The sequence below is a fragment of the Brachybacterium timonense genome (genome assembly GCF_900258505.1).
GTDB classification, from domain to species: Bacteria; Actinomycetota; Actinomycetes; order Actinomycetales; family Dermabacteraceae; genus Brachybacterium; species Brachybacterium timonense.
Map to the genome: position 1 here is coordinate 2,187,355 of NZ_LT984895.1, position 20,907 is coordinate 2,208,261.

Below are 20,907 nucleotides of genomic sequence, written 5' to 3' on the forward strand. Positions count from 1 at the left end.
GGGGCCGACGGGACTCGACGCGCCACCGCGATCGACGCCTGCACCGACGAGTTCGCCCGCCGGATGGCGGCTGTAGCTCGCCTTTTCCGGATCACCTCACCACGCTCGGGCAGCAGCACGTCATACCTCGGGAGGATGGGGCGGCACCCAGAATCCACCCTCAGGTGCTGCACTCACGACGCAGGGCCGACGCGCCCTCGAACGCTTCAGGCAGACGATCGAGATGTTCCGATTCCCCGGCTCGAAGGACAGTCATGTCTCGCTCTGCTCCCGTCAGAACACAGGACACCGCCAGCGCCCCCGCCAATGCCGACGCACGGCCCGCGATTCGTGCTCGCGGCATCACCAAGAGTTACGGCACCGGTGCCGGCGCCGTGACAGCTCTGGACGGTGTGGATCTCGATATCGCCAGCGGACGCTTCACCGCGATCATGGGCCCCTCAGGGTCCGGGAAGTCGACTCTGTTGCATGTGCTCGCCGGTCTCGACTCAGTGGACTCGGGTTCCATCGAGCTCGACGGCATCGAGACGACCACGCTGAAGGACCGGGAGCTGACCCTGCTGCGGCGCGACCGCATCGGATTCGTGTTCCAGTCCTTCAACCTGCTGCCGATGCTCACCGCCCGGCAGAACATCGTTCTTCCCCTCGACCTGGCTGGCCGCCGTGTGGATGAGGCCTGGCTTGAGACCGTGGTCGGAGCACTCGGACTCACGGAGCGCCTGGATCATCGTCCCGCGCAGCTCTCCGGCGGTCAGATCCAGCGTGTTGCGATCGCTCGAGCGCTCGTCACCTCTCCGGCCGTTGTCGTCGCCGATGAGCCCACCGGCAACCTCGACTCTCGCACCACCGACGAGGTTCTCGACTTCCTTCGCCTCTCGGTGGATGAGCTCGGGCAGACAGTCGTCATGGTCACGCACGAGCGCGATGCTGCTGAGCATGCCGACAGGATCATCTCTCTGGTCGATGGCCGCATCGACAGTGATGAGCAGGCTCCGTTCACCGCGGGAGGTCGCTGATGAGTGCCCGCACCGTGCGCCTGACCCCGCTGCGCCGCCACCTCGCCGCGATCCTCACCATCGCGCTCTCCACCGGATTCGTCGCCGTGATGATCGTGGCGGGCGGCTTGATGACTCAGTCCGTGTCTGCCGACGTGTCCGCATCCCTGCGCGGAGCGCAGCTCGTCGCCACCTCTCATGATCCTGAAGCGATCGAATCTCCGCCCGCGGTCCAGGGCAGCACCGCCTCGTGGCCGCTGATGCAGAACATGACACAGCTGCGTGCGGGCGACGCCGAGACGTGGGTGCGCATCTCCTCCCTGCCGCCCGAGGAAGCCTCTCCCACACCGCTGGTGAGTGGGCGCCATGCACGCGCCGACGGGGAACTGGTGATCGATGAGGACGCTGCCGAGGCGCTCAACGCCCGGGTCGGCACACGACTCACCGCGCCCGCGACCGCGCCCGACATACCCGATCAGCCCCTGACGGTGGTCGGGATTGCACGGTCCCAGAGCGCCGCACTGATCTCCTCGAACACCGGCAACGCGTACCTCACAACGCATTCCGCACCGCAGTTGCTGGGCGGTCCGATCGCGGACCACGCCTCGGGGTGGCTGTATGCCATTCCGGAGGGCACCGACCTCGAGGAGCTCGCAGAGACCTCGAGTCATGACACCGTGGCTGTACGCACCATCCAGGCCGTGATCGACGATTCCACTGCCGACTCCGGTCTCGATGCTCTGGCCATTGTCGTCGGTGCTTTCCTCGCTGTGGCACTTGTGACCGCTTCGGTGGTCATCGCCAACACGTTCTCCGTCACCGTCGCGCAGCGCACGCGGGACCTCGCGCTGCTGCGCACCCTCGGCGCCACGGGACGGCAGGTGAGTGCCGTTGTGCTGCGGGAGTCGCTGCTCGTTGCCCTGGTGGGATCTTTCGCCGGTGTGCTGGGCGGGCATCTGCTGGTGCAGGCTGCCCTTGCGATCTCAGCCTCTGCTGGGTGGGTGGAACGCCTCGCGCCTGTGCCGGTGAGCTGGGCTTCTGTGCTCGTTCCGCTCGTTGCCGGGGCCGTGATCACGGTGGCGGCGAGCCTGCTGCCGCTGCGGCGAGCCACCGAGGTTGCCCCGCTGGAGGCGTTGCGGCCCGTATCGACGCGCCATCGCTCGGGTGCGCGTCGGCAGTGGCGCACGGCACTGGGAACTATCGCGACGATCATCGGAGGTGCCGCGCTGACGGGCGGTGTCGCCATGGGGCAGATGGAGGATCCCCCTATCGAGGCAGGCGCATCGGTGCTGCTTGCGATGGCCGGTGGGGCGCTCAGCATGATCGGTGTGCTCAGTCTGCTCGAGCTGGTCGTGCCACCGCTCGCGGGTGTCGGCGGACGTCTGCTCGCGGCGATCGGCCGCCACCCCGCACGTCTGGCGCGCGCGAACACCCTGCGCGATCCCTCGCGCAGCGCTGCCACCGTGGCCGCCCTGGTGATCGGCACGACGTTGATGACGATGATGGCCGTCGGCGCGCGCACCGCCGAAGTGTCACTCACGCATGACCTGGCCGATCGCAAACCCATCGATCTCGTGGTGCGCTCCGAGAGCCTCACGGCTGAGAGCACTGACATCGTGGCAGGCGTCGAAGGTATCGCCCGTGCAGACGCTGTGCCTGAGGCGGAGCTCGAGCTCGGCGCCGATGACACGATGACCGTGCTTGGCCCGACGCCTGAACAGCTGCGCTCTCAGGCCGCACGCGGCGGACTCGCCGAGCAGCTGCGCGACGGTGTGCTGCTCACCGGCGCCGACCGTGCGGAGCGGTTCGGCGTGCGCGACGGCCAGCGCCTCACGGTGCCGACCGCCACCGGCGGAACGCGCGAGCTCACCGTGCACGTGGACGGAAATCTGGATCTCTCTTTGGTGACCCCCGAGGTGGCACAGGAGATCGCAGGAGTAGGCGGCCGCACCGCGGTGCTCGCGAAGCTGAAGCCCTCTCTCGGATCAGCTGCATTCGCGACTCTGAGCGACGTACGCGAACAGCTCGCCGAGGCGGGGATCGCCGATGCCCAGGTGCAGGCTGAGGGGATCGAGCGCTCGAGCTACGGCCAGATCCTGCAGGTGCTGCTGAGCGTGACCATCGCACTGTTGGGCGTCGCAGTGCTGGTGGCGTTGGTGGGCGTGGCGAACACACTCAGCCTGAGCGTGGTCGAACGGACTGCTGAGAACGGTCTGCTGCGGGCGCTCGGCACGACCCGTGGTCAGATGCAGGCAATGCTCGGTTGGGAGGGGATTCTGTTGGGGCTGATCGGTGCCGGGATCGGCATCGTCCTGGGCTGCATCTACGGCCTGGCGGGGGTGGCCTCGGTGTTCGCTGGGCAGTTCCCGACGATCATCTCGATCCCGTGGGCGCAGCTGGCTGCTCTGCTGGTACTGACCATCGCGGCGGGCTGGCTGGCTTCCATGCTGCCGGGGCGCGCGGCATCACGGACAGCTCCGGCCGTCGCGGTCCGCGCGGACTGATGCGTGGACGCCGTGCACGGGCCGTGGTGGCCAGTCTGCCGGCACCGTGCACGGCCGACGGTTGCATGGGTCACTCGGCGCGTAGGGAGCGCTCGTGCTCGGCCTTCGAAAGCGTCGTCAGCATGATGAACAGCGCGATCGACAGGCCCAAGGCGAGCGCTCCCTGCCAGTACATCGCTCCGCGCAGCATGCTGGCGCCCACCAGGGCCTGGAACATCTGCCAGGTGATCCCGAAGCCGATGCCGAATCGTCCGCCCCGGCGCAGAGAGTGTGCGGCCACTGCCACGGCGATGGTGAACAGCCCCAGGAAGACGGCGAGTCCGAGGCCGAAGCGTCCGGTCACCTCTCCAGCAACGGCCAGCGAGGCGCAGTAGACCGCGGCCGAGGCGAGCAGGAGAGCTTCCACGGCCAGGAGGATGACCGCCGTACGCCGACGGGGGCTCGAGTCCGGGGAGTCGGCGGCGGGGTCGGGGTTCTGTGCGGCGGGCATGGGAAGCACTGTAGCTGTCGTCCTGAGCAGGAACCGGTGTCGCACTCGCGTGCAGAGGACACTGCGGCGACCCGCCGTCGACTCGGGGGCCGGGCCATCGCACCCTCGCGCGACGACGCCCCGTCGGGATCCTCGCGGCGGTAGCCGGCGGGCGACCTCTCCCGCGCACGCGATAACGCCTCTGAACCGGACAGATGCAAGAGGGCGGGCTGTGGGAAGTCCCACCCGTCTACGGCCTGCGGGCCCTTGTGGGGACTTCTGGCCCACCCGACAATGGATGACGAACCTTTTCGCCCGACGCTCCGTCGCGAGCGACTCACGGTGATCAGGGAAGCGACGTTGACCGTCCGCCCGGCGGACGACCACCACCGCGCCGCGTCTCACGAGGCGGCGGGGTGTTCTGGAAAGTGAGAGTGACGATGGACTGGCGCCACCGTGCTGAGTGCCTCAAGCATGACCCTGAACTGTTCTTCCCGATCGGGAACACAGGCCCGGCAGTCACGCAGATCCAAGAGGCCAAAGCCGTATGCCAGTCCTGCGAGGTCATGACGGCCTGCTTGAAGTTTGCGCTCGAGACCGGTCAGGACTCCGGTGTGTGGGGCGGGCTATCCGAGGACGAGCGCCGTTCACTCAAGCGCCGCAACGCCCGCGCGCGCCGCGCGAGCTGATCCTGCGCTCAGACCACCAGCGGGTCCAAGTGGACCTCGACGGTGGCGCGCGTTCCGCCCTCGGGGCGCTCCGTCCACTCCAGTGTGCCGCCGAGCTGCCCCTGTACGAGGGTCAGCGCGATGCTCGTCCCGAGCCCACTGGGCTTGGCGCCGTGCATGCCGTCGCCATCATCCTCGATATGGATGCGCAGCAGGGAGCCCGTGCGTTCCGACCGTACGGTGAGCGTGCCGCCATGCTCGGACAGCCCGTGTTCCACCGCATTGGTGGCAAGCTCCATCACGACGAGCGCAAGCGGGGTCGCCTCCTCGGCACGAACTGATCCAGCGCGGCCGACCTTCTCGGTGCGCACCACCACTTGCGCATCCTCCAGGTGAGGCCCGCCCTCGCGATGCACCGAGGCACTTGCGGCGTCGACAGCAAGACGCAGGCAGCGGTCGATCACTTCGTCGAAATGGACCGTCTCCTCAGCACCCTGTAGGAGCGACTCGTGCACGAGCGCGATCGTGGAAACCCGTCGCATCGCCTCATTGAGGGCGTCGCGCGCCTCGTCAGTGGTCATCCGACGCGCCTGCATCCGCAGCAGGGCTGCGACGGTCTGAAGGTTGTTCTTGACGCGATGGTGGACCTCACGGATTGTCGCGTCTTTCGTCATCAGTTCACGTTCGCGACGGCGCAGTTCGGTGACATCGCGGATCAGCACCACAGCGCCGATCCGCTCACCGCACTCCGTCAGCGGGACGGCGCGCAGCGACAGCGTGCCGCCACGGGCCTGCATATCCGACCGCCACGCCGCGCGCCCCATCAGCACCAGGGGCAGCGACTCATCAACCGGTGCACGTGTCTGCAACACCTCTGTGGACAGCTCAGCCAGGCTGTGCCCCGTCATGTCGCCGGCTACCCCGAAACGGTGAAAAGCCGACAGCGCATTCGGCGATGCCCACATGACCACGCCCGTGGCGTCAAGCTCAACCACCCCGTCACCCACGCGCGGAGCGCCGCGACGGGGCGGGATGGGCGCGCCCGCAATCGGGAAGGCGCCGTGTTCAATCATGAGCAGCAGGCGGTCCCCGAGCGCAGACTGACGCTTCTCACTGACCGACGCCTCGCGTTCTGGCACCGGCGCTTCAACGGCAAGCACCGCGAGGGTTCGACCGCGGTGACGCACGGGAACCAGACGGCAGGTGGCGTCTCGCCCCTCCCGCTGCACCGTCAGCGTCGATGCAGTCGCCTCCCGTTCCTCGAGCAGGGCGAGCAGCTGCGGGTTCTGCTGATCGGTGATCGTGATACCGACGGGATCCTCGTAGTACACGGTGGATCCCGTGGCAGGGCGGCAGTGAGCCAGAGCGTGCGCTTCACCGGCCCCGCCCACCCAGAGCACGAGGTCGCAGCGCAACAGGTCCGCCACCAGGTTCCAGTCCCCCACCAGGTGTTGGAGCCACTCCACGGACTTCTCGTCGAGGGCGGGAGTGCCGGGAGGGAACTTCGACAGGCTGAGCATGCACTCCAGGATAGAGTCGGCGCGCTGTGCACGACGAGTAGGGTGAAGCGTGGCGCCGTCGGCGCTCGAACTGCGCTGGAGGACGACACGAGGTGTTCACCGCCGGCGTGACACCCGTCGGACCACTTGCAGGGAGGCACGAATGGACCTGGTCGAGGAGCTTGCGCTGCCGTTGGCGCCGCATGCCGTGATGCATATGTATGCGGATCCGCGGTATGCGCAGATCCGTGGTGATGCACTCGGTGCGCAGGACGTCCGCAGCGAGCACGAGGGCGATCCCGAAGGATGTCTTGTTGTGACGACGACGCTCACCATGCCCACCGATCGTGTGCCGGACGTGGCACGGCCCTTCGTCGGCTCCTCGATCACCGTGCGAGAGACTCAGCGATGGCTGGCCCCGGGCAGCGACGGGTCCCGCACCGGGACCATGCTGTTGGAGGTCGCCGGTACGCCGGCGCGTGTGACCGGGGATATGCGATTGGTTCCGGCTGGGCCAGATGCGTCGCGAATCCACATCGATGGGCAGCTCGTAGCGAACGTGCCGCTTGTCGGGCGGCGACTCGAGCGGGCAGCGATGCCGTACGTCTCGACGGTCATGCGCATGGAGGAGACGGCGGCACAGCGCTACCACGATCAGTCAGCGGACTGATCAGACAGGGCCTGGCTGGCCGTGCCCACACCATCCGTCAGATTGGTGGCGTGTGCCCGTGCGGGTCCCGCATGGTCACGGGAGCGGCAGCGTCACGGCGAGCTGGCGTTGTCACCAGCATCGGCGTCGGTGTCACCGCCTCCTGCGGTGTCAGTCGCCGCCTCCTGCGGTGTCGCATGTGCTGCCGTCAAGGAAGCGAAGTGCCCGAGCTGACTCGGAGAGGTCGAACCACAGCAGCGCGGGATCAGTGTCTGAGGCGTCGTTCTGCTGCGCCGTCAGCTCCGTGACATGCACGCTGACGAGCACCAGGTCCGTGTCCCGCGTGATACGCACGCCGTAGAGGCCGTCGGAGTCCTTCCCATCACCGAGATCGGCAGGAGCGGCATCTGCAGCGAGCACCGCTGCACGGCTGTGTGGTTCAGCCGCGCGCAGGGCGATGAAGGCAGCTTCCTGCTGAGCCTCGTACTCGAGGTCTTCTTCGTCGGCAGAGACGCTCTGGCGGGCTTGGGCTGTCACGGCGAAGGCCCGACGATCTGCGCCGACGGGCAGTCGGCGCGCTCCACGCCGGAGAGCGTCACGATCTGCGTCGGTGCACGGGAGGTAGATGCGCATACTCCGATCCTCTCACCCCGCGGCACGCCGCCGGCGGCCCGGCGGTGCAGCGATCTGCACGCTGCGCCCACCGGCCATCTCCGGGCGGCCCACAGACCGATCGGGGCCCGACGGCTCGGTGTGCTCCACTGGCACACCGGCCTCCGGCACGTTGTCCTGCACCGGAATGACAGCCTCTGCGATACGGGCGAGCCCCCGGCGCAGCGGCGTCCTGGCGGCAGTCTCGATCAGCATGGCCCCTTCCCACAGGGCACGGCGGCACGTGGCGGAATCATCCGGCAACAGGTGCAGGGTCCTGACGGGCAGCCGTGTGGCGATCAGCTCGCGGATCCGGGCCGCATCCGCCGGGGGCCCGACGCGATTGACGATGACGTGCAGTTCTCGCGCGCTGATCTCCTGTAAACGGCTGCGCTGGCGGAGCAGCCGTGTGATGGACACCGGATCGGCGGCCACCACCACGATCAGAAGGTCGCAGGCTCCGATCGTCGTGATCGCAGCGGCGTTGCGCTGCGGTGCGAGCGTGTCGTAACTGAGGTCTTCGTCTTCCTCGAGCAGAGCGGCGATATCGATAATGCTCACATCCGCGACCTGACGCGCGATCTGGAGCACGCCGCGCAACGACTCCTCCTGCACATGCGGCCAGCGCGACGGTGCGCCGATGCCGGGCAGAAGCCGCAGATGAGGACGGATCAGGTCCGTCAGGCCGCGCAGCACCTCGGCGTCCAGCGTGTCACGATCCCGGGCACGGCATGCTGCTGCGAGCCCCGGGCTCTCGTCGAGCACCCCGAGCATCTGTGCGAGCGCCGGACCGCAGGTATCTGCGTCGATGAGCAGCGCCTCCCGGCCTGCGGCCGCGATCTCCGCAGCGAGGTTGAGCGCGATCGTGGTGCGGCCCGGCGCCCCCGTGGGGCCCCAGACGCCGACAAGACGGCCGCCATCGGCCAACGACGGTTCCGGTGTCGCGTGCTGGGCAACCGCCTCCCGAACACCCGACCGCTCCTGCACCGCGATGCTGACCGCCTCGACCAGGTCACCGATTGGGGCATCTGGGGTGAGAACATGTGTCAGCCCGAGGCTCGTGGTGGTGGTGTCTTCGCTCGAGCGCAGCCCCACAACAGCTGCTCCTGCAAGAAGATCGCTGATCCGGTCTCGCCCGAGTCCGCGCACATCCAGGTCGATCACGACAGCGTCAGCGCCGCCGGCTGCCACCACGGCGAGGGTCTCGGCCAGGTCTGCGCAGCGGCGCACGATCCTCACGGTGGCGGGCGACATCTGCGCAAGGTCATGCACAATACGCACCTCGTCCCTGCCCGAGGCGCACAGCACCACATCGATCATGGCCTCACCCCGTCGGCGCCTGGAATCCCGATGACGTCGAGCCGCTCCCCCGCGGCGAGTGCTTCGAGCACGGCGGCGAGGAACTCTTGCGGCACCAGCACCTCGACGCTCATCGCGCGCATACCCAATGAGGACCCTTCGTCGACGCGCCGTACCACTGCCTGCTCCACCAGGAGTTCCGCCGTCGGCTCCTCGCCATCGGCACCCTCGCGGGTGCGCCACAGCTCGACGCTTCCGCCGGGGACAACGGATTCGGCAACGGCCGCATCGACCGCGATCACCAGTGGACGCAGTGAGACATCTGTGGGCTGTCCAATGGCTGAGACAGCGAGCAGCTCACCGGGGTGAACAGCCGAGACGGCAACGGCTCCCTCCGGGATCTGGTCGAGCGAGGTGACATAACCGGGGGCAGCATCCCCCAGACGCACATCCACCGTGGTCAGATCCTCGCGGGTGAGCACATCACCCGGCACGATCGCCTCTCGGGCGGCGAGGACAGTCACCGTCTGCGACAGGCGTGCGGCCAGCAGCGATCCCAACAGCACGCTGACGATCACGAGCAGGATCCCGATGGCCAGGCGGGGGTCGCGCCAGCGTGGGCGGCGCAGCCGCATCACAGGGGTCTCGGTGGCCACGGCATCCTCCAGAGCACTCGATCGGCCCCCACCCCGGGGGCTTGCTGGCGAGGCTACGTTCACTGGGGCCATGCTCGCCGCGGGATGGCGCGGATTGTGGACAACCAACACCGTGGGCGTGCACGGGCACGTATGAGTCCACTGTCATCCACAGTCACGGGGAGGCCTCGGCCTCGCACCCGTGCATCTGACACACTGTCGCCGCGAACGATCTGACAGCCGGAGGGAGAGAGATGCGCACGCGATTCGTGCCTCTGTCGGACGTGGCGGAGATGCTCTCCATCTCCGCGTCACAGGCTTATGCCCTGGTCCGCTCCGGGGATCTACGCGCGATCAAGGTGGGTGGCCGCGGCCAGTGGCGAGTCGAGATCTCCGAAATCGAGTCCTATATCGACCGCAGCTACGAGGCAACAGCGTCGATCCTCGCCGAAGAGCGTGAGCGCGAGAAGGAGCGGAGCTAATACCGCGCCGGGACCCGCGCGTAGCCACGCCGCCGATGTGCCGGGCGTGAAGCTGTCTCAGGCTGTCTCAGGCACCCGAGCGCAACGTCAGATCGACAGGCTCTGCACGGCCAGTACGCGTGATACCGGAATGGTGAGCAGCTCACGACGCCGCTGAGCCTCGCCACCGCGGTCAACGCCCACCAGGTCAATGGCATCAGCGCCGACACGCGCCAGACGCCCCGCGACAGTCCCGGCAGCCGTGATCACGGTGACCGGTGCGCGGTCTCGGGAGATCTGCCGCAGCCGGGAGCGCAGCGACTGCTCGCCCACCGCTGTTCGCGACGCCTGACGTGCCCGTACGCCGAGCCCGTGGAGCATCACGACCGCGTGGAGAGGGATGAGCGCCCAGCTGCTGTCCGTGTCTAGTTCGATCCATTCATCGCTCGCCTCGGTGAGCTGTCCCTCCAGCACTCCGAACTCAGGCACGGTCACGCGGATCCGCGCGCCGTGGGCCGCGCGCAACCGATCCGCAAGGATCACGTCCGCCTGCTCGGCGCGGATCAGATCGCTCGTCAGGGCGAAATCGTCGCTCCCGTCCAGCGCGTCCGGAACCAGCCACTCCTGATGCTGTCGACCGTCGGGGTACATGGCCTCAGCGTATGACCACAGCACGGCCCCGGCGTCCCCTCCCGGCAATCAGGCCCTGCGATCCGGCACCGACGTGCGGAGGCTCCCTCGCAGATCAGTCACCTGCGGCGTATGAGATGCGCGGCCCTGACAGGGTGCACTATCAGCGCTGCTCGATACAGCACAGTGCACACCCCTCTCGTCCTTTCGTGCCAGTCCTACTCGCAATGTTCGGCACCAAGGACCAATTGTGACCTGCATCAACCCTGGTTACTTTCTCTACAAGGCATCAGAACAGATCAAACTGCACCAAACGCATCGATGACCGACGGTGACGTCGGCCCATCCGATCGATGCCAGGCGACGTCAGACGAGTGCCGACGCTCTCCATCGCCACGCGTGCAGTCGTCGTCATTGGTGCTGACCAGGGGATCACTGACGACCTACCGGAGGGGACGATGGCCACCACCACACCACGCGCAGCAAAGACGCACGCCGGGACGGCGACACAGGCCAACGTCAACGGATCGCCAGTGCGCCTCAAGCCCTCAGCTCTTCTGGTGCGCGCCTGCTTCGTCGTGGCTGGAGCAACGGGAGCCACTGTCCTGGCTGCGCTCACCATTGACCTGATCCCACCGGCCGCCGCTGGTCACGGCGTGCCCGGCCTTCTCGCAGGAGTTCAGGCACTGCTCGCCGGCTCTGCCGCCGTGCTGTGTGCCTACCTCGCTCTCGTGCACCTGCTGGCCCTCATCGTCCTGGCCGCTGGGCGCCGCTCCCGTACCGGCCGCACAGCCGGAGCTGTGCTTCGCGTCCTCGCACCGCGCGTCGCCAAGAAGCTGGGTGTCGGTGTCATCGCTGCGAGCAGCGTGCTTCCCTGGGGCGTCGTCGGCACCGCAATCGCTGCCGATCACGCGGAGGATTCATACAGCACCGCCGCTGTGATGCTCGACGGTGAACGCGCGAGCCCCGACTCTGTGATCGGCGCCCCCGACCCGATCCCCGCTCCCGCAAGCCCCGTCTCCGGGGCAGCGCCAGCCCCCTCAGCGCCAGCACGGCCCGTGACCACAGTGCTGGACGGGTCAGCGACAGAGCGCACCCATGTCGACGATGCTGCAACCGGGACAGCTGCCCACAGCCTGGGGTGGAACGCAGCACCCGCCGCGCCCGAGCACAGCGTCGATACCGACACCACAACGCCTCCCCCTGCCGAGCTCGGCTGGTCGCCCAGCAGTGAGCCGACCACTGTCACTGTGCGGCCCGGCGACAGCCTGTGGTCGATCACCGATGACCTGCTCGGTCCGGGCGCCGATCCGATCGAGGACATCGCTCTCCACTGGCCGGCTCTGTATGAGCGAAACGCCGACGTCATCGGTTCTGACCCCGACAGCATCTCCCCCGGGCTCGTCCTCACGGTGCCTGATGCGCTCACCACCCGTCCCTCCCCGCTCACCGACAAGGAGAAGCCATGACCACGACTGACCAGCGCCGCGTGTCCGCCAGCGCTCCGGAGTCGGTGCCCCTCGAGGATCCGCGCACCGCAGTGCGCATGATCGACGCCGTCGCCCGATGCGCCGTGGAGATCGTGCGCGCACAACGCCCTGTGAACGCACTTGCGAAGGTCGTGACACCCGACGTCGCGGGCATGCTGGCCCGACGGGCCGATCTCACCACACGCCTGCGCGCCACCACCGGCTACGTTCCACCCAGCCGCGTCGCCGTCACCGGGGTGCGCTCATGCATCGTCAATGAACGCACAGTCGAGGCCAGCTGTGTTCTGCGCGAGCCCGACCGCGCCCGCTTCCTGGCGATGCGTTGGGAGCTGCGCCACAGCGGCTGGCGCGTCACGGTGCTTGAGATCGGCTGACCAGCGCTCCGCGGGAGGCCACCTGACGAGCCTGCGGCAAGACCGCATCCGTCCGCCTGCGCAGGCTCACAGTCCGCCGGACCTCCCGCGAGCACGCTTGCCCGAATCCACCGTCTTTGCTCTGGACAGCGGCCGACCCCGTTCCCATCGTGGGGATCGGGGCACGGCCACCGGCTCACCCCACCAGAGGAGTGAGTCGTGATCAGCGCTCGCGTCGGCTCGGCTTGTCGCGATCCTCGCGGCGTCCGCCGCCCTTGCGCTCCTCACGCTCCAGTCGCCGACGCTCACGGCGCGAGAGAGTCCGTGGGTCTGGCGCCGATTCACCCTCCGCCGAGCTGTACTGCAGATCGCGGGCTGACGGCCCGGAATCGAGGCCTCGAGCGCTGATGACGACGTCATCCTCAGATTCAGCCTCGGTCTCGGAGGCCTGCACCGTCGACTCTGCGGCCTCATCATCGGCCTCGCGCGTCTCGTCGTCCTCGGTCGACCGTGCCGCAGCATCCTTCGCGCCAGCCTTGCTCAGCAGATCACTGACTCCCTTCGGCACGACGGTCGTGGGCGTGGAGACCTGGACGTCGAGGTTGTAGATGTAGCCGACAGTGTCTTCCTTGATGCCCGCGACCATGTCGTTGAACATCAGGTGGCCTTCGCGTTCGTACTCCACCAGCGGGTCACGCTGCGCCATGGCACGCAGGCCGATGCCCTCCTTGAGGTAGTCCATCTCGTAGAGGTGCTCGCGCCAGCGACGGTCGATCACCGACAGCAGCACACGGCGCTGCAGCTGGTGCAGAGCCGCCTCGCCCAGCTCCTCACGGCGGCGCTCGTAGGCCAGATCCGCATCCGAGAGGATCTCCTCACGCAGGGTCGACGCGGAGAGGTTCTCTTTGCCGCCCACCTCCTCGACGAGCTCCTCAGCGGTGATGGACACCGGGAAGGCGGGGCGCAACGCGCCCCACAGCTCATCAAGGTCGACGTCCTCCGGGGTGACGCCGCGGGTGTGGGCATCGACGGTGCCACCGATGACCTCGTGGATGAAGCGCTCGATGTGTCCGTCGAGATCTTCTCCCTCAAGGATGCGGGTGCGCTCTTCGTAGATCTTCTTGCGCTGCTTGGTGAGCACGTCGTCGTACTTGAGCACGTTCTTGCGGATCTCAGCGTTGCGCGACTCGATGGAGTTCTGCGCACGCTGGATCGCCCCGGAGACCATGCGGCCGGTGAGCGGGATCGATTCATCCACTCCGCCGCGGGCCAACAGTGCCTCCGCCGCGCCCGCGTTGAACAGACGCATCAGATCATCCTGAAGCGACAGGTAGAACCGTGACTCGCCCGGGTCACCCTGACGGCCGGCACGGCCTCGCAACTGGTTGTCGATTCGTCGAGACTCGTGCCGCTCGGTTCCCAGCACGTACAGGCCACCGAGATCGACGACCTGGTCATGCTGTTCTGCCACAGCATCGCGGGCACGCTCGAGCGCCTCGTCCCAGGCTGCTTCGTACTCCTCCGGCTGCTCCTCTGCGTTCAGGCCGCGATCAGCCAGGTCGGCGTGCGCCATGAACTCGACGTTGCCACCGAGCATGATGTCGGTGCCGCGGCCAGCCATGTTCGTCGCCACAGTGACCGCGCCCTTCGCGCCGGCCATGGCCACGATGGCCGCTTCTTTCGCGTGGTTTTTCGCGTTGAGCACCTCGTGCTTCACGCCCTGAGCCGTGAGCAACGTGGAGAGGTATTCGGACTTCTCCACGCTGGTGGTGCCGACGAGCACCGGTTGACCGCGATCGTGACGGGTGACGATGTCCTCCACAACGGCATCGAACTTCGCCTTCTCGGTGCGGTAGATCCGATCCGGCTGGTCCTCGCGAATCATCGGCTTGTTCGTGGGGATCGGAGCGACACCGAGCTTGTAGGTGTTCATGAACTCGGCCGCCTCGGTCTCGGCGGTGCCGGTCATGCCCGACAGCTTGTCGTACAGCTTGAAGTAGTTCTGCAGAGTGATCGTGGCGAGAGTCTGGTTCTCCGCCTTGATCTTCACGCCTTCCTTGGCCTCGATGGCCTGGTGCATGCCTTCGTTGTAACGGCGGCCAGCAAGAATGCGCCCGGTGTGCTCATCGACGATCAGCACCTCGCCGTTGAGAACCACGTAGTCCTTATCGCGCTTGAACAGTTCCTTGGCCTTGATGGCGTTGTTCAGGAAGCCGATGAGCGGCGTGTTCAGCGATTCATACAGGTTCTCGATGCCCAGGCGGTCCTCCACCTGGTCGATGCCAGATTCGAGGATGCCCACGGTGCGCTTCTTCTCGTCAACCTCGTAGTCACGGTCCCGACGCAGGACCTGCGCGACCTTGGCGAACTCGCCGTACCACTTATTGACGTCACCGCTCGCGGGACCGGAGATGATCAGCGGGGTGCGGGCCTCATCGATGAGGATGGAGTCGACCTCGTCGACGATCGCGAAGAAGTGACCGCGCTGGACCCGATCGTCGGGGCTCAGGGCCATGTTGTCGCGCAGGTAGTCGAAGCCGAACTCATTGTTCGTGCCGTAGGTGATGTCGCAGGCATACTGCTCGCGACGCTGCTCAGGAGTGAGCCCGGCGGTGATCACGCCCGTGGTCAAGCCCAGAGCACGGAACACACGCCCCATGAGCTCACTCTGATAGGTGGCCAGGTAGTCGTTCACGGTCACGACGTGCACGCCCTTGCCGGCCAGGGCATTGAGGTATGCGGGCAGGGTGGCCACGAGGGTCTTGCCTTCACCTGTCTTCATCTCTGCGATTCGGCCACGGTGCAGGGCGGCACCGCCCATGACCTGCACGTCGTAGGGGCGCTGGCCCAGGGTGCGGCGGGCGGCTTCCCGCACGGCCGCGAAGGCTTCGACCTGAATGTCGTCGAGGGTTTCGCCGTCGTCGAGGCGCTGCTTGAAGTTCTCGGTCTCGGTGCGCAGCTCCTCATCGGTGAGATCCTCGAAGATCTCCTCCGCCTCGCCGACACGGCGGGCGATGGTCTCCAGCCGCTTGCGCTCGCGTCCTTCACCGGCGCGCAGGATCTTGTCGAAGAGGTTGGCCACGCGTTCACTCCATCCGCGGGCGGGCGTCCCCGTCCCGTGTTTCCTCCCCGCCGCTCGCCGACGGGATCTGCTCGATGCGTCTGAGTCCGCCTGTCAGTTTCGCAGACGGTCATCGGGTTTCCTGCGGAGCGCCGCGCATGTCACAAACGGATCACGCGAGCTCCGCCGCCCCATCGTAGTCCCGACCGGCGGGCGATTCGCACACCTACTTCCCGCAGGTTGAGAACAGAGGCGAGGCCCCGACGATGCCACATGGGTGTGGCGTCGACGGAGCCCCGCGCTGTTCAGGGTCGACTGATCAGCGGTCAGGAGGCGTCAGCCTGCTCCTGCTCAAGTTCGATCACGCCGTAGTTCCAGCCCTTGCGGCGGTAGACCACCTTGGGGTTGCCGGACTCCTCGTCGATGAACAGGAAGAAGTCATGTCCCACGAGCTCCATGTGGTAGAGAGCGTCATCCACGGTCATTGGCGTGGCGGGATGCTTCTTCTCGCGGATGACGACGGGACTGTGGTCATCGTGACCGCCCGCATCGTCGGCAGCCGGCGTGTCCTGCGACGTGGGCGCATCGGGGTCCGCTGACGCGAGCACGGCGTCGAGATCGGGGGTCATATGACGCACACTCTCACCGGAGATCTGGTGGGCGCGCTCACGGCCGCGGTGCCGGTCTTTGCGCCGGTCGCGTGCGCGACGCAGACGCTCAAGCAGACGCCCGTAGGCAAGGTCGAGGGCGGCGTACAGGTCATCGGCTCGCGCCTCGGAGCGGATCACATTGCCGTTGTCGTGGACCGTCAGCTCGACCCGGTCGCTGAGCTCGGCACGACGTGGGTTCTTCTCCTGCGAGATCTCAACGTCCACGGCGAGAGCTGCAGGGGCGAGCTGGGTGACTTTGTCGAGCTTGTCCTCAAGATGGCGGCGGAATCGTTCGGGAACGTCCATATGGCGTCCGACGACATTGATCTCCATGATGTCCTCCTGGTTCGGGGTGCGGCCGCTCGGAGCCCGGCCGCGCTGGCTCGCTGGCTGGGGTGGCCACCTCCTTCCGAAGGGGAACTCGCTGCATCGTCGAGTAGGTCAATCCTGCCACGGACTGCTGAGCATGTCGTGGACCGAGGGCCCGGGTATTCGGGCTGCGGCAACGACGACCGCTCCGACCACCTGCACTCCGGCCTCGGTGAGCGCATCATGCATAGCGCGCAACGTCGAGCCGGTGGTGACCACGTCATCGACGATCACTGCGCGGCCACCGCGGGCCTGCGCGGGAAGAGTTCCGATCGCGATGCGTCGTCGGCGTCGCTCGCGCGCATCGTGCCCATCCTGGCCGCTGCTGGGGCGGGCTCGCAGCCGCATGGTGCGCCCGGCGTCTGCCCGCTCGAGCTGGCGAGTGAGATGAGCGGTATGCGCCTCGCCGCGTCGAAGCCGGGCGCTGAGCGTCGACGGAACAGGGACGAGCCAGACCGGATCATGCCTGGACGGCTCCTCCCCCAGCCGCTCATCTCCTGGCTGCCGTGCGGTCAGCTGCGTGATCGCGGGCGCCACGCCGGCGGCGATCGGCCCAGCCAGATGAACCGCGCCCCCGTTCTTCCAGGCCAGGATGATTCGTTGCAGCGCCCCGGTGTACTGGCCCAGAGCGAGCACGGGCATCAGCGGGGCAAGGTCGACACCCGCAGGGTCGTTACCGCGAGGCCGCACACGCGCATCGGCGAGCAGAAGCAGCGCGTCACATGCCGTCTCGACTCGCTGCGGCGGCGCCATGAGCAGCTCCCTGCAGTCCGGGCATAGCCACGTATCTTCCTCACCGCACGGGCAGGTTCGGGGGACGACCAGCGAGCTCAGAGCGCCGGCAGCAGCACCGGCACCGCGACAGAGGGCTTCCCACGGTTTCGATCGCATTCGGCTGCTGGGGGTCGCCGAGGAGACGGTCTGGAGTGCGCTCATGCCGGAATCCTGCCGTGTCGGCCCTGCCGGTGCTCGGCTCGGCCCGACGGTGTGGATCGGGGCGACTGGGGAGGGCGCCTGCAGGACTGGCGCCTCGCATCGATTCAGCAGTGCGTGGCCCGCTGACTGCGAGACCTTCTGAGTGCGAAACCCGTTGAGCACACAGCCTTCTGCGCGCACAGCTCAGTAGAACGACGGGTCACGCGCCTGCAGGTCCACCCGCATCCAGGTCTCCCCTTCGCTGCGCAGCAGCGCATCGCCCGCCGTCGCCCAGATCGCATCGGCCACCACCGAGCCCGTGATCCGCGTCGTCCCGTCTCGCAGGTCCGGCAACGCATCACGAGTGGCGCAGAAGTCGACAATCCGGGCACGTTGACCTCCATGCGCAGGATCGGTTCCGAGCACGATCACCGCAGCCTCGTCGTACCACGAGGCATCCCTGACCTCGGTGATGGCGGTGCGCACCGGAGTTGGCTCGGTGATGGCCTGCGGGACACCGTCTTCAGTGCGACGCACCGCGCACAGATCCAGCCGGGCACCCGATGCGTCGCTCGAGAGCACCAGCAGGCGCGTGTCATCAGACGCGATGCGCAGCGATGCAACGTCCCGGCCCGCGAGCCACGCAGCATCGACCGTCACGTCATCGGCGGCGCCCGAGCCCGCGAGGGCCAGCAGCACACCCGTTCCCGAGCGCGCCGCCGTCCAGACATACCCGGCGCCATCCGCGCAGGGCAGTGCGAAGGAACCGCCGGATGCGGCCTCGCGCAGCGGAGCCGAACCGTCGGTCGACGCGATCAGCACCGTGGAGCCGTCATCCGACAGCGCTGTGGCGAGCGCACCACCAGCCTCGATCATCGGGGACGAGACAGCGATGTCCGCGAGGTCGGGAACCACCTGCTGCGCTTGCTCCCCCGCCGACACATCCGCCAGCGAGATCACGCCGCGGGCTCCCGCTCCGATCGGACGATGCCCGGGAACGGGACGCTGAGGCGCATCATCCGCAACTCCGGTGACGTCCGCGCCGTCGACGACGAGCCGCACATCGGGCAGCGACGGCAGGGAGCGCAGCGAGGCTTCGATCTGGGACAGAGCCAGTGTGCGCTGCGCCGCGTTCAGCGCATCCACCTGTTCCGGCACGATGACGTGAGTTGTGCCATCGCCACTGGTCGACACAGACGTCTCCGCGAGGCGCGCCGAGCGTGGCACAGCGGAATGCACCGCACCGTTGAGGAATGGCGCAGGCCCCTCCGCGAGAGCCTCGAGAACAGCGGACGCAGCCCGCTGCACAGGGAACCAGCGATGGTCTGGCACCAGGTGTATCGAGCGCGGATCCAGAAAGTACAGGCGCGCTGCCTCATACAACGTCTCGAACGCCGCTTCCGACAGGAAGATCCCATCCGGGCAGGACGAGATCCGCCATTGTTCCTCGACCTGGGCGAGCGTGAAGGTGAAAGCGCGAGCCGTCGGCCCCACCATCTGGGTGCGCACTCCGTTGGCCGCGAGCGTGGCGACCGCTTGCACGGTCACGGTCACCTCGCTCGGGCCGGAGGACTCTACGAGGAGCTCCTCGCTACCCGAATACATCACCACGCCTGCTGCGGGACGCCATTCCTTCCGCTGTTCGTCGGTGAGGTACTCGCGCGCGACGGCGTAGTCATTCGCTGGCCCCACCCCGGCTTGGACGAAGCCTGCCACGACGGCCTCCGGTGCCGCGTCCTCGGGTGGCGGAAGAGCCCGCACGTACGGCGCACCGGGCTGTGCCCCATCAGGCAGCGGTTCGACAGCGATCGGTGAACGCGTCGGGATGCGCGCGCAGGCAGCCAGGGCGGTGAGGGCGCCACCGGCAGCCGCTGCCCGCAGCAGATCGCGTCGTCGCGGGGTCATGCGCCCTCCTCACGCGTCGTATCCGATCCGCTCACCCGTGGCTCGAGGAGCTGCGGCAGGTCCGTGGGCCCTGTGGGAGCCTCGGGAGTCGGCGATTCGGCGACGGGCGCCGCGTCAGGATTGAAGTCGCGTTCGAGAACAAGCGGGGAGTCGACCAGATCGGTTCCAGGCCGACGCGGAAGCGTCAGGCGGAAAACAGCGCCCTCATCGAGCTGCCCCCAGGCCTGCAGCCATCCACCGTGCAGATGCGCGTCTTCCACGGAGATGGCCAACCCGAGCCCGGTGCCCCCCAGAGTGCGGGCACGTGAGGGATCCGCGCGCCAGAAGCGGTCGAAGACGCGCGCGGCATCGGCCGGCGCGATCCCGCTGCCGAAGTCCTGCACCACGACGGCCACGGCGTGCTCGTCCGCGCCGGTGATCACGTGGATCGGCGACCCGGCGCCGTGCTCAATGGCATTGGTGAGAAGGTTGCGCAGGATCCGATCCACACGACGGGCGTCGACCACGGCCTCGGTTTCGCTGCCCGCCAGATGCAGATCGATCCGACAGCCCCGCGCGTGCGCGATCGGCATCGCATCACGCACCGCCTGCTGCACGAGATCGTCCAGCTCCTCACGGTGCGCCTCCAGCTGCGCAGCACCCGCATCGAAGCGGCTGATCTCCAGCAGATCCGCCAGGAGCGTATCGAAACGCTGCACCTGGGCGGACAGCAGTTCGACGGTGCGGGCAAGATCCGGCTCGAACCCGTCGCGCCGTGACTCCAGCACAGACGCCGCCATACGGATCGTGGTCAACGGCGTGCGCAACTCATGGGACACATCAGAAACGAACCGCTGCTGGACCCGGGACAGCTCGGTGAGGTCCGCAATCTTCTGCTCGAGCGTCTGTGCCATGCGGTTGAAGGACACGCCCACGCGCGCGAGCTCGTCGGCCCCTGCGACCTCTACCCGGCCGGTGAGATCCCCGGCAGCCAAGCGTTCAGCCGCCAGGGCAGCGCGTTTGAGCGGGGTGATCACTAGGCGCGCCGCCACGACGGCGATCCCCACCAGGATCGCCAGCAGAACGAACCCACCGGCGAGCATGACGCGCTGCACGAAGGTGAGAGTGTCCTGTTCCTCCTGCAGGGAGTACACAAGGAACAGATCGTAGGTGCCGCTGCCCGCGACGGATACGCGGGTCCCGACCAGCAGCGCTGGCTGCTCACGGCCATCACCGTCCGCGCGCCCGATGGAGGTCCACACCATCGCATCAGGCTCGTGCGCCACCCGAGCGGAGAAATCAGGGTCGACCGCTTCGAACAGGCTGCGGTCCGAGGCCACAGGGAAGACGCCAGCCGATTGATCGGATGGGACGAGGCCGACGTCGCGCCGGGAGCTGTGGTCGCTTCCGGAGACGGACTGCACGAAAGCGGTCGCAGCGTCCTGCCGCTGTGTGGTGGTCGCCGAGCCCAGGCTGCGCAGCGTCTCGGCGAGCTCGGCGCGCACATCGGCAGCCTCTTCGAGCACCCGGCTGCGCCGCTGCTCATACAGGCCGTCGGCGATCACCGATGACAGATACCCGCCCACGGTCGCCACCGCAAGGACCGATAGCAGCACGGTCACAGTCACGACGCGCACAGCGAGCGGCCATGACCGCGGATGCCAGGCTGGCGTCGGCCCGGCCGCCGACTCCTCGGCCGACACGGCGGGGTCCGACACGTCTGCT

At 67.7% G+C, this 20,907-nt stretch carries 18 protein-coding genes; 7 read left to right on the forward strand and 11 right to left on the reverse strand.

The window, feature by feature from the left end; all coding sequences use genetic code 11:
• Window positions 1–254: 254 nt before the first annotated feature.
• The gene (locus C8271_RS09720; protein WP_106507111.1) at window positions 255–1,016 is read left to right on the forward strand and encodes an ABC transporter ATP-binding protein; all 762 of its coding nucleotides are present in this window, start codon (window positions 255–257) and stop codon (window positions 1,014–1,016) included.
• Entirely contained in the window at window positions 1,016–3,499 is a 2,484-nt protein-coding gene (locus C8271_RS09725) for an FtsX-like permease family protein (protein ID WP_106507112.1), read from the forward strand. The genes C8271_RS09720 and C8271_RS09725 overlap by 1 nt, the downstream gene beginning before the upstream one ends.
• Before the next feature lie 70 nt (window positions 3,500–3,569).
• Here C8271_RS09725 and C8271_RS09730 read toward each other — a convergent pair whose 3' ends face one another.
• Complete coding sequence (locus C8271_RS09730) at window positions 3,570–3,989, reverse strand: hypothetical protein (RefSeq protein WP_106507113.1); 420 nt, start codon at window positions 3,987–3,989, stop codon at window positions 3,570–3,572.
• A gap of 419 nt (window positions 3,990–4,408) precedes the next feature.
• Between C8271_RS09730 and C8271_RS09735 the strand changes: the two genes are divergently transcribed.
• On the forward strand, window positions 4,409–4,657 hold the full coding sequence (locus tag C8271_RS09735; RefSeq protein ID WP_106508008.1) for a WhiB family transcriptional regulator: 249 nt from the start codon (window positions 4,409–4,411) through the stop codon (window positions 4,655–4,657).
• Between the two features lie 8 nt (window positions 4,658–4,665).
• Here C8271_RS09735 and C8271_RS09740 read toward each other — a convergent pair whose 3' ends face one another.
• Window positions 4,666–6,156, reverse strand: a complete 1,491-nt coding sequence (locus C8271_RS09740) for a sensor histidine kinase (RefSeq protein WP_106507114.1) — start codon at window positions 6,154–6,156, stop codon at window positions 4,666–4,668.
• A gap of 142 nt (window positions 6,157–6,298) precedes the next feature.
• Here C8271_RS09740 and C8271_RS09745 point away from each other — a divergent pair, with 142 nt between their 5' ends.
• A complete protein-coding gene (locus C8271_RS09745; RefSeq protein WP_106507115.1) occupies window positions 6,299–6,805 on the forward strand; it encodes a DUF2505 domain-containing protein in 507 nt (168 codons plus the stop codon).
• A gap of 150 nt (window positions 6,806–6,955) precedes the next feature.
• Here the strand turns inward: C8271_RS09745 and C8271_RS09750 are convergent, their stop codons facing one another.
• From C8271_RS09750 to C8271_RS09760, 3 genes are read right to left on the reverse strand one after another with little or no spacing between them, the layout of a single operon-like run.
• Entirely contained in the window at window positions 6,956–7,417 is a 462-nt protein-coding gene (locus C8271_RS09750) for a DUF6912 family protein (RefSeq protein WP_106507116.1), read from the reverse strand.
• Window positions 7,418–7,429: 12 nt separating this feature from the next.
• Entirely contained in the window at window positions 7,430–8,755 is a 1,326-nt protein-coding gene (locus C8271_RS09755; RefSeq protein ID WP_106507117.1) for a CpaE/TadZ family protein, read from the reverse strand.
• On the reverse strand, window positions 8,752–9,390 hold the full coding sequence (locus C8271_RS09760) for an SAF domain-containing protein (RefSeq protein ID WP_245921082.1): 639 nt from the start codon (window positions 9,388–9,390) through the stop codon (window positions 8,752–8,754). The genes C8271_RS09755 and C8271_RS09760 overlap by 4 nt, the downstream gene beginning before the upstream one ends.
• A gap of 233 nt (window positions 9,391–9,623) precedes the next feature.
• Between C8271_RS09760 and C8271_RS09765 the strand changes: the two genes are divergently transcribed.
• Entirely contained in the window at window positions 9,624–9,851 is a 228-nt protein-coding gene (locus C8271_RS09765; protein WP_106507119.1) for a helix-turn-helix transcriptional regulator, read from the forward strand.
• Window positions 9,852–9,938: 87 nt separating this feature from the next.
• On the opposite strand, the gene C8271_RS09770 is transcribed toward C8271_RS09765, so the two are convergent.
• Window positions 9,939–10,481, reverse strand: coding sequence for a hypothetical protein (locus C8271_RS09770; protein ID WP_106507120.1), 543 nt, complete (start codon window positions 10,479–10,481; stop codon window positions 9,939–9,941).
• Between the two features lie 437 nt (window positions 10,482–10,918).
• Between C8271_RS09770 and C8271_RS09775 the strand changes: the two genes are divergently transcribed.
• Window positions 10,919–11,929 carry a LysM peptidoglycan-binding domain-containing protein gene (locus C8271_RS09775; RefSeq protein WP_170957850.1) on the forward strand — a complete coding sequence of 337 codons (1,011 nt, stop codon included), beginning with the start codon at window positions 10,919–10,921 and terminating at the stop codon, window positions 11,927–11,929.
• Complete coding sequence (locus C8271_RS09780) at window positions 11,926–12,324, forward strand: Rv3235 family protein (RefSeq protein WP_106507122.1); 399 nt, start codon at window positions 11,926–11,928, stop codon at window positions 12,322–12,324. Before C8271_RS09775 ends, C8271_RS09780 begins: the two co-directional genes overlap by 4 nt.
• 202 nt (window positions 12,325–12,526) lie before the next feature.
• Here C8271_RS09780 and secA read toward each other — a convergent pair whose 3' ends face one another.
• From secA to mtrB, 5 genes are all read right to left on the reverse strand, one after another.
• Window positions 12,527–15,385 carry a preprotein translocase subunit SecA gene (gene secA, locus C8271_RS09785; protein ID WP_106507123.1) on the reverse strand — a complete coding sequence of 953 codons (2,859 nt, stop codon included), beginning with the start codon at window positions 15,383–15,385 and terminating at the stop codon, window positions 12,527–12,529.
• A gap of 305 nt (window positions 15,386–15,690) precedes the next feature.
• On the reverse strand, window positions 15,691–16,347 hold the full coding sequence (gene hpf / locus C8271_RS09790) for a ribosome hibernation-promoting factor, HPF/YfiA family (RefSeq protein ID WP_106507124.1): 657 nt from the start codon (window positions 16,345–16,347) through the stop codon (window positions 15,691–15,693).
• Between the two features lie 108 nt (window positions 16,348–16,455).
• Entirely contained in the window at window positions 16,456–17,136 is a 681-nt protein-coding gene (locus C8271_RS09795) for a ComF family protein (protein WP_245921083.1), read from the reverse strand.
• A gap of 366 nt (window positions 17,137–17,502) precedes the next feature.
• Window positions 17,503–19,203: an LpqB family beta-propeller domain-containing protein gene (locus C8271_RS09800; RefSeq protein WP_106507125.1), complete on the reverse strand. Its 1,701-nt coding sequence runs from the start codon at window positions 19,201–19,203 to the stop codon at window positions 17,503–17,505.
• The gene (mtrB, locus tag C8271_RS09805; RefSeq protein ID WP_245921084.1) at window positions 19,200–20,900 is read right to left on the reverse strand and encodes an MtrAB system histidine kinase MtrB; all 1,701 of its coding nucleotides are present in this window, start codon (window positions 20,898–20,900) and stop codon (window positions 19,200–19,202) included. The genes C8271_RS09800 and mtrB overlap by 4 nt, the downstream gene beginning before the upstream one ends.
• Window positions 20,901–20,907 lie beyond the last annotated feature (7 nt).

What these genes read in the sequence shown, in the direction of transcription:
- C8271_RS09720 (WP_106507111.1), top strand. Translation starts at nt 255, where the DNA reads ATGTCTCGCTCTGCTCCCGTCAGAACACAGGACACCGCCAGCGCCCCC.
- C8271_RS09725 (WP_106507112.1), top strand. Translation starts at nt 1,016, where the DNA reads ATGAGTGCCCGCACCGTGCGCCTGACCCCGCTGCGCCGCCACCTCGCC.
- C8271_RS09730 (WP_106507113.1), bottom strand. Translation starts at nt 3,989, where the DNA reads ATGCCCGCCGCACAGAACCCCGACCCCGCCGCCGACTCCCCGGACTCG.
- C8271_RS09735 (WP_106508008.1), top strand. Translation starts at nt 4,409, where the DNA reads ATGGACTGGCGCCACCGTGCTGAGTGCCTCAAGCATGACCCTGAACTG.
- C8271_RS09740 (WP_106507114.1), bottom strand. Translation starts at nt 6,156, where the DNA reads ATGCTCAGCCTGTCGAAGTTCCCTCCCGGCACTCCCGCCCTCGACGAG.
- C8271_RS09745 (WP_106507115.1), top strand. Translation starts at nt 6,299, where the DNA reads ATGGACCTGGTCGAGGAGCTTGCGCTGCCGTTGGCGCCGCATGCCGTG.
- C8271_RS09750 (WP_106507116.1), bottom strand. Translation starts at nt 7,417, where the DNA reads ATGCGCATCTACCTCCCGTGCACCGACGCAGATCGTGACGCTCTCCGG.
- C8271_RS09755 (WP_106507117.1), bottom strand. Translation starts at nt 8,755, where the DNA reads ATGATCGATGTGGTGCTGTGCGCCTCGGGCAGGGACGAGGTGCGTATT.
- C8271_RS09765 (WP_106507119.1), top strand. Translation starts at nt 9,624, where the DNA reads ATGCGCACGCGATTCGTGCCTCTGTCGGACGTGGCGGAGATGCTCTCC.
- C8271_RS09770 (WP_106507120.1), bottom strand. Translation starts at nt 10,481, where the DNA reads ATGTACCCCGACGGTCGACAGCATCAGGAGTGGCTGGTTCCGGACGCG.
- C8271_RS09775 (WP_170957850.1), top strand. Translation starts at nt 10,919, where the DNA reads ATGGCCACCACCACACCACGCGCAGCAAAGACGCACGCCGGGACGGCG.
- C8271_RS09780 (WP_106507122.1), top strand. Translation starts at nt 11,926, where the DNA reads ATGACCACGACTGACCAGCGCCGCGTGTCCGCCAGCGCTCCGGAGTCG.
- hpf (WP_106507124.1), bottom strand. Translation starts at nt 16,347, where the DNA reads ATGGAGATCAATGTCGTCGGACGCCATATGGACGTTCCCGAACGATTC.
- C8271_RS09795 (WP_245921083.1), bottom strand. Translation starts at nt 17,136, where the DNA reads ATGGCGCCGCCGCAGCGAGTCGAGACGGCATGTGACGCGCTGCTTCTG.
- C8271_RS09800 (WP_106507125.1), bottom strand. Translation starts at nt 19,203, where the DNA reads ATGACCCCGCGACGACGCGATCTGCTGCGGGCAGCGGCTGCCGGTGGC.